At 69.2% G+C, this 6,953-nt stretch carries 7 protein-coding genes; 1 reads left to right on the forward strand and 6 read right to left on the reverse strand.

All coding sequences use genetic code 11. From position 1 onward, the window contains the following. The 6 genes from V6M56_RS13495 to V6M56_RS13520 form a co-directional block, all read right to left on the reverse strand. Window positions 1-279: SDR family NAD(P)-dependent oxidoreductase (locus tag V6M56_RS13495; protein WP_332684482.1), on the reverse strand; the 279-nt coding region annotated here is incomplete at its 3' end. Continuing rightward, window positions 279-1,160 (reverse strand): IclR family transcriptional regulator, encoded by an 882-nt coding sequence (locus V6M56_RS13500; protein WP_332684483.1) that lies wholly within the window; start codon window positions 1,158-1,160, stop codon window positions 279-281. The genes V6M56_RS13495 and V6M56_RS13500, both read right to left, overlap by 1 nt. 7 nt (window positions 1,161-1,167) lie before the next feature. Next, window positions 1,168-2,874: an FAD-dependent oxidoreductase gene (locus tag V6M56_RS13505; RefSeq protein WP_332684485.1), complete on the reverse strand. Its 1,707-nt coding sequence runs from the start codon at window positions 2,872-2,874 to the stop codon at window positions 1,168-1,170. A 46-nt stretch (window positions 2,875-2,920) separates the two neighbouring features. Beyond that, a complete protein-coding gene (locus V6M56_RS13510) occupies window positions 2,921-3,751 on the reverse strand; it encodes a sugar phosphate isomerase/epimerase family protein (RefSeq protein WP_332684486.1) in 831 nt (276 codons plus the stop codon). Next, window positions 3,748-4,653 carry an NAD-dependent epimerase/dehydratase family protein gene (locus V6M56_RS13515; RefSeq protein ID WP_332684487.1) on the reverse strand — a complete coding sequence of 302 codons (906 nt, stop codon included), beginning with the start codon at window positions 4,651-4,653 and terminating at the stop codon, window positions 3,748-3,750. The genes V6M56_RS13510 and V6M56_RS13515 overlap by 4 nt, the downstream gene beginning before the upstream one ends. Window positions 4,654-4,668: 15 nt before the next feature. Then, window positions 4,669-5,283, reverse strand: a complete 615-nt coding sequence (locus V6M56_RS13520) for an NIPSNAP family protein (protein WP_332684489.1) — start codon at window positions 5,281-5,283, stop codon at window positions 4,669-4,671. 211 nt (window positions 5,284-5,494) lie between these two features. On the opposite strand from V6M56_RS13520, the gene V6M56_RS13525 reads away from it, so the two are divergent. Continuing rightward, the gene (locus V6M56_RS13525; RefSeq protein WP_332684491.1) at window positions 5,495-6,919 is read left to right on the forward strand and encodes an FAD-dependent oxidoreductase; all 1,425 of its coding nucleotides are present in this window, start codon (window positions 5,495-5,497) and stop codon (window positions 6,917-6,919) included. Window positions 6,920-6,953 lie beyond the last annotated feature (34 nt).

Below are 6,953 nucleotides of genomic sequence, written 5' to 3' on the forward strand. Positions count from 1 at the left end.
CGGCCCGTTGATGCCGGCATTGTTGACCAGGATGTCGACCTGGCCGAGCGCCGCCAGCGAGGCGGAAAAGCCGCGCTCGACCGAAGCGAGATCGGCGACGTCGACTTCCTGCTTCAACGCGGGTTCGAAGCCGGCGGCGGCACGGTCGAAATCGGTGAAACCGAGGTCCCAGAGTGCGACGCGGGCGCCCTCCTCCGCCAGCCGCCTGGCGATGCCGAGGCCGATGCCGCGGGCGGCGCCGGTGACGATCGCGCCCTGGCCTTCGAATCTTCCGGTCATCAGCTTCTTGCTTTCCGTTGCGAGGGAGAAGGAGCGCGCTCCGGGGCGGCGGGCGCCGTATCGCCCGCCCGGCCGGCCGCGACATCGACCAGCGAGAGCTCCTCGGCCGCGGCGCGCAGCAGCGGCAGGAACGCGATCAGCCTGACCTCCGGCAGGCGCACCGCCGGACCGGCGATGCTGACGATGCCGAGCATCTCGCCGCTGCCCGGCCGCCTGATCGGCCAGGCGATCGAATGCATGCCGGGCGCGAAGGTCTGCAGCGTCAGGGCATAGCCGCGCTTGCGGACGAGGCGCAGATGCTTGAGCAATTCCTCCGGCGTGCGCGGCGCGCGCGGGCCGATCTCGCCGTCATGGCCGAAGCCCTGCCGGGTCGCCAATGCGGCGGCCTTCTCATCGCTGAACTGGGCCAGCAGGAGCTGGCCGTTGGAGGTGCAGGAGAGCCGCGGCTCGCGCCCCATATCGGGGTCGTAGCGCAGGCCGAAGGCCGAGCCTTGCGCCTTGGCGACGAAGGTCAGCGTCTCGCCCTCCACCAGGGCCAGGCGCACCAGCTCGCCGGTCTCGCGCGCCAGCCGGTCGAGCACCGGCTGGGCGAGATCGGTGACGCCGATATCGGAGAGGAAAGTCAGCGCCAGCGAAGCGATCTTCGGCGTCAGGCGGTAATCGGCCTGCGCTTCCGACTGGGTGACATAGCGGGCGGCGACCAGGCTGGTGAGCAGGCGATGCGCGGCGCTGCGCGGAATGCCGAGGCGATCGGCGACCGTGGAGAGCGGCAGGCCATGGGCATTGGCGGCGAGCAGTTCGAGGATCGCGAGCGTGCGCTCGAGCACGCCGCCGCCGGTGCCGTGCCTGCCGCGCCTGATCGCTCCGGGACCTGCCGCCATCGCCGCCTCACCCACCCTTGCGCCTGGCTGCCGCATCGCGGCCGACGAGATAGCCGAAGGTCATGGCCGGGCCGAGATTGATGCCGCCAGCCGGATAGGTGCCGCCCATGATACTGGCCATATCGGCGCCGACGGCGAAAAGGCCCGCGATCGGCTGGCCGGCCGTATCGAGCACGCGGGCCTGCGCATCCGTCTTCAGTCCGGCGAAGGTGCCGAGACTGCCGGGCACAATCCGGACCGCATAGAACGGCGCCTGCTCGATCGGGGCGACCGACGGGTTGGGCTTGACGGCCGCATCGCCGCCCATGCGGCTATAGGGCGTCTCGCCGCGGCGGAACTCGGGGTCGGCGCCCGCGCGCGCACCGTCATTATAGTCGGCGACCGTCCTGGAGAGGCCGTCCGGATCGATGCCGCAGGCGGCGGCCAACTCCTCGATGGTGCGGCCGCACTTGAGATAGCCGCTGGCGAGATGCGGCGCGAGCGGAAGCGGCGCCGGCTTGGCGAAGCCGAGCCCGTAATGGCGCTGGAAGCGATGGTCGCAGATCAGCCAGGAGACCGGCTCGGCGCCCGGCGGCAGCACCTTCAGCAGCGCCTCGACATAGTCGTAATAGCTGCCGGCCTCGTTGACGAAGCGCCTTCCATCGGCGGTCACGGCGATCAGGCCGGGCTTCGCCCGTTCGGCGAGATGCGGAAAGTGACCGAAGGAGCCATCCTTGCGTGGCACCAGCGAGACCGGCGACCAGGCGCAGGGCGCGGCCAGGCCAGCATCGACGATCGCGCCGACAGCCTCCCCGAGGCGCAGGCCATCGCCGGTATTGCTGCGTGGCGCCGCCGACCAATGGGCGCGGCCGGCCGGGTTGTTCGGCAGCAGCTCGCGCAGGCGCTCATGGTCATGCGGGAAGCCGCCGCAGGCCAGCACGACGCCGGAACGCGCGCGGATCGCGACCTCGCCATCGCCCTCGCCGACAACCGCACCGATGACAACGCCGTCGCGGGCCAGCAAACGATTTGCCGGCGAACAAACGCGTAGATCGACCTTCAGATCGGCCGCCGATTTGAGCAGGCGCGCGGCCAGCGCGTTGCCGTTGACCAGATGCATGCCGCGGCGATGGAGAGCGAGGTCGACCAGGTGCCGGCCGACCCGCCGGCCGACATGCAGGAAGGAGTTCCAGGCGCGGGCGGCGTTGAGGAAATGGCCGAAATCGACGCCCGAGGCGATGCCCATGCCGAGGAAGGAGATCTCGTCGAGCGGCGGGCGCAGCTTCTCGATCAGCGGGCCGAGCTCGCGCCCGTCGAAGGGCGCGGCGCAGACCGAACGCCCGCCGAGGCCGGCGCCCGGGCTGTTGCCGTGCATATCGGGAATACGGTTGCCGTCGATGAAGCTGACCGACGTCCTGTCGCGGAAAAAGGCGACCATCTCCGGCCCGGCTTCGAGGAAAGTCTCGATCCTGGCGTCGTAATGGTTGCCGAGCTCGTGGCGCAGATAGGTGCGGATCGTCGCCGCGTCCTCGTGGATGCCGGCCTCGCGTGCCAGCGGATTGCCCGGCACCCACATCCAGCCACCGGACCAGGCGGTGGTGCCGCCGAAGACCGGCTCCTTCTCGACGACGATCACCTTCAGCCCGTGCCAGGCGGCCGAGACCGCGGCCGACAGCCCGCCGGCGCCGGAACCGATCACCAGCAGGTCGCAGCTCTCTTCGGGCTGGGAGCTCATCTCCATCGCGTGTCAGCCGGCCTCGGCACCATTGCCGCCTCACGCATCAGGCGGACGCTCGCGCCTCGAGCCCAGCCAGCATCGCCTCCGTCTTCTGCTTCAGCATGCGGGCGCGCTCGACGGCTGACATGGTCTTGGCCAGCTCGGCCATCGGAATCTCGATGCTGATCGGCAGGTCGGACGGGACGGCGCGCAGCATGCCGATGAGATCGAGCCCGCCCTCGCCCGGCGGCAGGCGCGCCTGCCTCGCCTGGTAGATCATCGTCGCGTCATCGGTCGGGCGCTCGGCCGGCAGGTCGCAGATCTGGAAATAGCAGTGCAGATGCTTCGGCATGGCGGCGACGTCGGCCGCCGTCTCACCGGCGCGGTCGACATGGATCGCGTCGATGATGATGCGGCCATTGGGCGGATTCGTCGCCTCGACGATGCGGCGAGCCGAGGCCAGCGTCTTGACGCCGGTCCAGGGCATGAATTCCAGCCCCATGCCGATGCCGAGCGGCGCGCCGAGCTCGCAGACCTCGGCGAACCTGTCGGTCATGAAGGGCTCATCCTCGACATCGCCGGCGACGAGCACGAACTTGCCGCCGAGCTTCGCGCCGGTCTCGATCACCGGCAGGAAGTCGGCGATCACGGTGTCGCGGTTGATGCGCAGGATCTCGAAATCGAAGAGCTGCACGCCGGTATCGGCCATGCGCGCCAGCGTCTCGCGCAGCATCGGCGTATCGCCGATCATCGGATACTGGGCCTCGACGCCGGGCGAGGCGGGCGCGAGGCGCAGGCTGGCATGGCTGTAGCCGGCGGCAGCGGCGGCCGTGATCACCTCCGGCGGTGCAAGCTCGATGACGGTGAGGTGGGCGAGCGAGATCAGGCGGTTCATGCCCTGGCATCCTGGTTGCGGTAATAGGCGATGGTGGCGGCAAGACCCTCCGCCAGGCTGGTTTGCGGCAGGTCCGGCAGGACCGTCGCAATGTCATCCGGCGCCAGTTCGGCGGCGATCGGCATCGGCACGCCCTCCGAGGAAATTCGAGCGCCCGGCACCTGGCGGCCGATCTCGGCGATGATCTCGGCGATGGTCGCGACCTTGCCGGCGAGGTTGAAGGCATGCGCGCCGGGCACGTCGCTGAACAGCGCCGCCTCGAAGGCCGCGGCGACGTCGTCGACATAGATCATGCCGGCGCCGCCGACATAGTTGATGGTGTAGGGCGCGCCCTCGGCGGCCGCGCGGCAGGCGAGCGTCGGCCCGGCGCTCGCCCCACCCTCGCCGCGGCCCGGCCCGTAGACGATGAACGGCCGAAAGCCGATGCTGGGCATGGCGTGGTCGGCCCAATAGGCCCGGGCGCTGCCCTCGCAGGCAAGCTTGAAGGCGCCGTAATGCGTGGTCGGGAACGGCAGGCTGCCGCTGTCGGGACCGAAGACCCCGGCCGAACTGGCATAGACGACCCGCGCCATGCGCTGACGCAGCGCCGCCTCGAAGACGTTGAGCGTGCCGATCAGGTTGATCTGCGCACCCCGCACCGGATCGGCGCGGCAGGCCGGCGTCAGGATGCCGGCCATGGCGACGGCGCGCTCGCAGCCCTCGGCCGCAGCATGCACGGCTTCTCCGTCGCGGGCGTCGGCGAGGCGCCAGTCGACCTGACCGGCGAGGTCGCCGAGGATGTTGCGGACGGCGGCGCTGTCGGAGGCGATGTCGAGGACGCGGACGCCGACGCCGCGCCCGAGCAGGCGGCGGATCAGCCAGGCGGCGATGAAGCCGGTCCCGCCGGTGATGAGGACGGTCATGAACAGGCCCTCGCGTCAGGAAAGCGGCGAGAACGCAGTCGGCAGGTAGATTCCCGAGCTCATGCTGGCGAGATGAGCCGGCCCGCCCTTGGGCGGCCAGATGCCGATCTCGACCGAGCGCGTGCGCTTGGCCATGCGGTCGTCGAGCGAGGCATAGGGCCAGATATGCAGGAAGCGCGGCAGATCGCCATCGATGGCGTACATGCAGCCGAGCAGGGGCGAGACCTTGGCCCGTTCGGGCACCGCCTGGCGCCAAAGTTCGATGGTGGGCTTCAGGCCCGCCGCCTTGAGGCCGTAGATGCGGAACTCATAGACCGGGCCATGCTTGCCTGGCGTGATCGGCGGCACGAAATCGAAGGAAGCATAGGTCGAGCTCCTGATTTCCCGATAGTGCTCGGCGGCGCCGAACGGGTTGCCGTCCAGCACCTGGCGGGCGCGATCCTCGGCGAGGGCGCGGTCGTCATCATAGGCCTGGAGGATGAGGACCTGGTTGAGACCGCCGATCTCGGCGGTGAAGCAGCCCAGCAGCGTGCCGGCGAAACCGTCGCCGGTGACGGCGGCCTTGACCCCTTCCAGCACCTTCGGCAAGCCACCGATCTCGGGGGTGATGGTGGTGACGGCATAACTCATGGCGGTTCCTCCGGGGGTCAGGCCGACGGCGCATAACGCCATCGCATTTAAATTGAAAGTTCATTCTGGAATTCTATTTCAGATTTCATTATAGGGCTGGTGAAGGCGTCAGGAAAGAGCCGCGCGCCGGCCATCGCAAGATTTGTTCGGCGCCCTGCCGGACCGATCCGCGCGGCGCGCCGGGGCCGAGCCGCAGGAGAGGGACCGAGGCGTGGCCGCGACAGAAAGCCAGGCTGCCGGCAAGGCGGGCAGCGATGCGAACTCCTATGATCTCGTCGTCATCGGCGCCGGCGGCGCCGGCCTGTCGGCCGCGCTGTTCGGCGCGATCTCGGGCGCCAGGGTCCTGGTCGTCGAGAGCACCGAATATGTCGGCGGCACCACCGCCTATTCCGGCGGCACGATCTGGATCCCGAACACGCTGCACGCCGCCAAAGTCAACCAAGGCGACAGCATCGCGCAGGCGGAGACCTATCTCCATGCCGCGCTCGGCAACTATGCCTCGCAGGAGCTGATCCGCACCTTCCTCGAAGAGGGGCCGCGGGCGGTCGAAGTGCTCGAGCGCGAATCGCAGGTGAGGCTGAGGCCCTACCCGCTGCATCCTGACTACATCTCCGGCCTGCCGGGCTCGACCCTGAACGGGCGCGCGCTCGAGCCGGTCGCCTTCGACGGAAGGCTGCTCGGCGACAAGTTCGACCTGCTGCGCCCGCCGATCCCGGAATTCACCGTTCTCGGCGGGATGATGGTCGACCGCAACGACATCAACCAGCTGCTCAACCTGAAGAAGTCCTGGAAATCCTTCCGGCACTCGCTCGGCCTGCTGACCCGCCACGCCCGCGACCGGATGCGCCATAAGCGCGGCACGCGGCTCGTGATGGGCAATGCGCTGATCGGGCGGCTGCTCTATTCGCTGCTCCAGCGCGGCGGGACGATCTGGACCAACGCCGCGGTCGACCGGCTCGACAGCGAAGGCGGCAAGATCACCGGCGTCAGCCTGGTCAAGGACGGCCGGCGCCACGACATCCGCGCCAGGCGTGGCGTCATTCTCGCCTCGGGCGGCTTCAACCGTCACCCGAAGCTGCGCAAGGAGCTGGTGCCGGATGTCGAGACCTATACGCCGGGCGCGCCCGGCCACAAGGGCGCGGCGCTCGAGCTTGCGCTCGCCGCCGGGGCGCGCATGGGCGAGCGCAATATGGAGAACGTGTTCTGGGCGCCGGTCTCGGTGCGCAAGCGCCCGGACGGGACGACCGCGGTCTTCCCGCATTTCATCTTCGACCGGGCCAAGCCCGGCACGCTGATCGTCAATGCCGGCGGCAAGCGCTTCCTCAACGAGAGCACCTCCTATCACCTGATCGGCAAGGCGATGGTCGAGGCCAACAAGATCGCGCCGAGCATTCCCGGCTACCTGATCGCCGACCACGCCGCGATCACGACCTATGGCCTCGGCATGGTCAGGCCGGGCGGCGGCGGCATGGAATCACTTCTGAAGGACGGCTACCTGACCAACCCGCTGGCCTGTTCCTGGGACCCGGCGGAGATCGAGTGCAAGGACGGCCAGGGCTTCCTGCTCGGCACCTGCGACCAGCCCGCCGTCGACTGCGACTACGAGAGCAACTGCTGCCACGCCATTTTCAACTGATTTCCCGGGGGCCTCAGGCCCCCGGAAAATCAGC

Origin of the sequence: Allobosea sp., assembly GCF_036675845.1 — a bacterium.
In the GTDB taxonomy this organism is placed as follows: domain Bacteria; phylum Pseudomonadota; class Alphaproteobacteria; order Rhizobiales; family Beijerinckiaceae; genus Allobosea.

Coding starts and splice junctions, on each gene's coding strand:
- V6M56_RS13500 (WP_332684483.1), bottom strand. CDS start 1,160: ATGGCGGCAGGTCCCGGAGCGATCAGGCGCGGCAGGCACGGCACCGGC.
- V6M56_RS13505 (WP_332684485.1), bottom strand. CDS start 2,874: ATGAGCTCCCAGCCCGAAGAGAGCTGCGACCTGCTGGTGATCGGTTCC.
- V6M56_RS13510 (WP_332684486.1), bottom strand. CDS start 3,751: ATGAACCGCCTGATCTCGCTCGCCCACCTCACCGTCATCGAGCTTGCA.
- V6M56_RS13515 (WP_332684487.1), bottom strand. CDS start 4,653: ATGACCGTCCTCATCACCGGCGGGACCGGCTTCATCGCCGCCTGGCTG.
- V6M56_RS13520 (WP_332684489.1), bottom strand. CDS start 5,283: ATGAGTTATGCCGTCACCACCATCACCCCCGAGATCGGTGGCTTGCCG.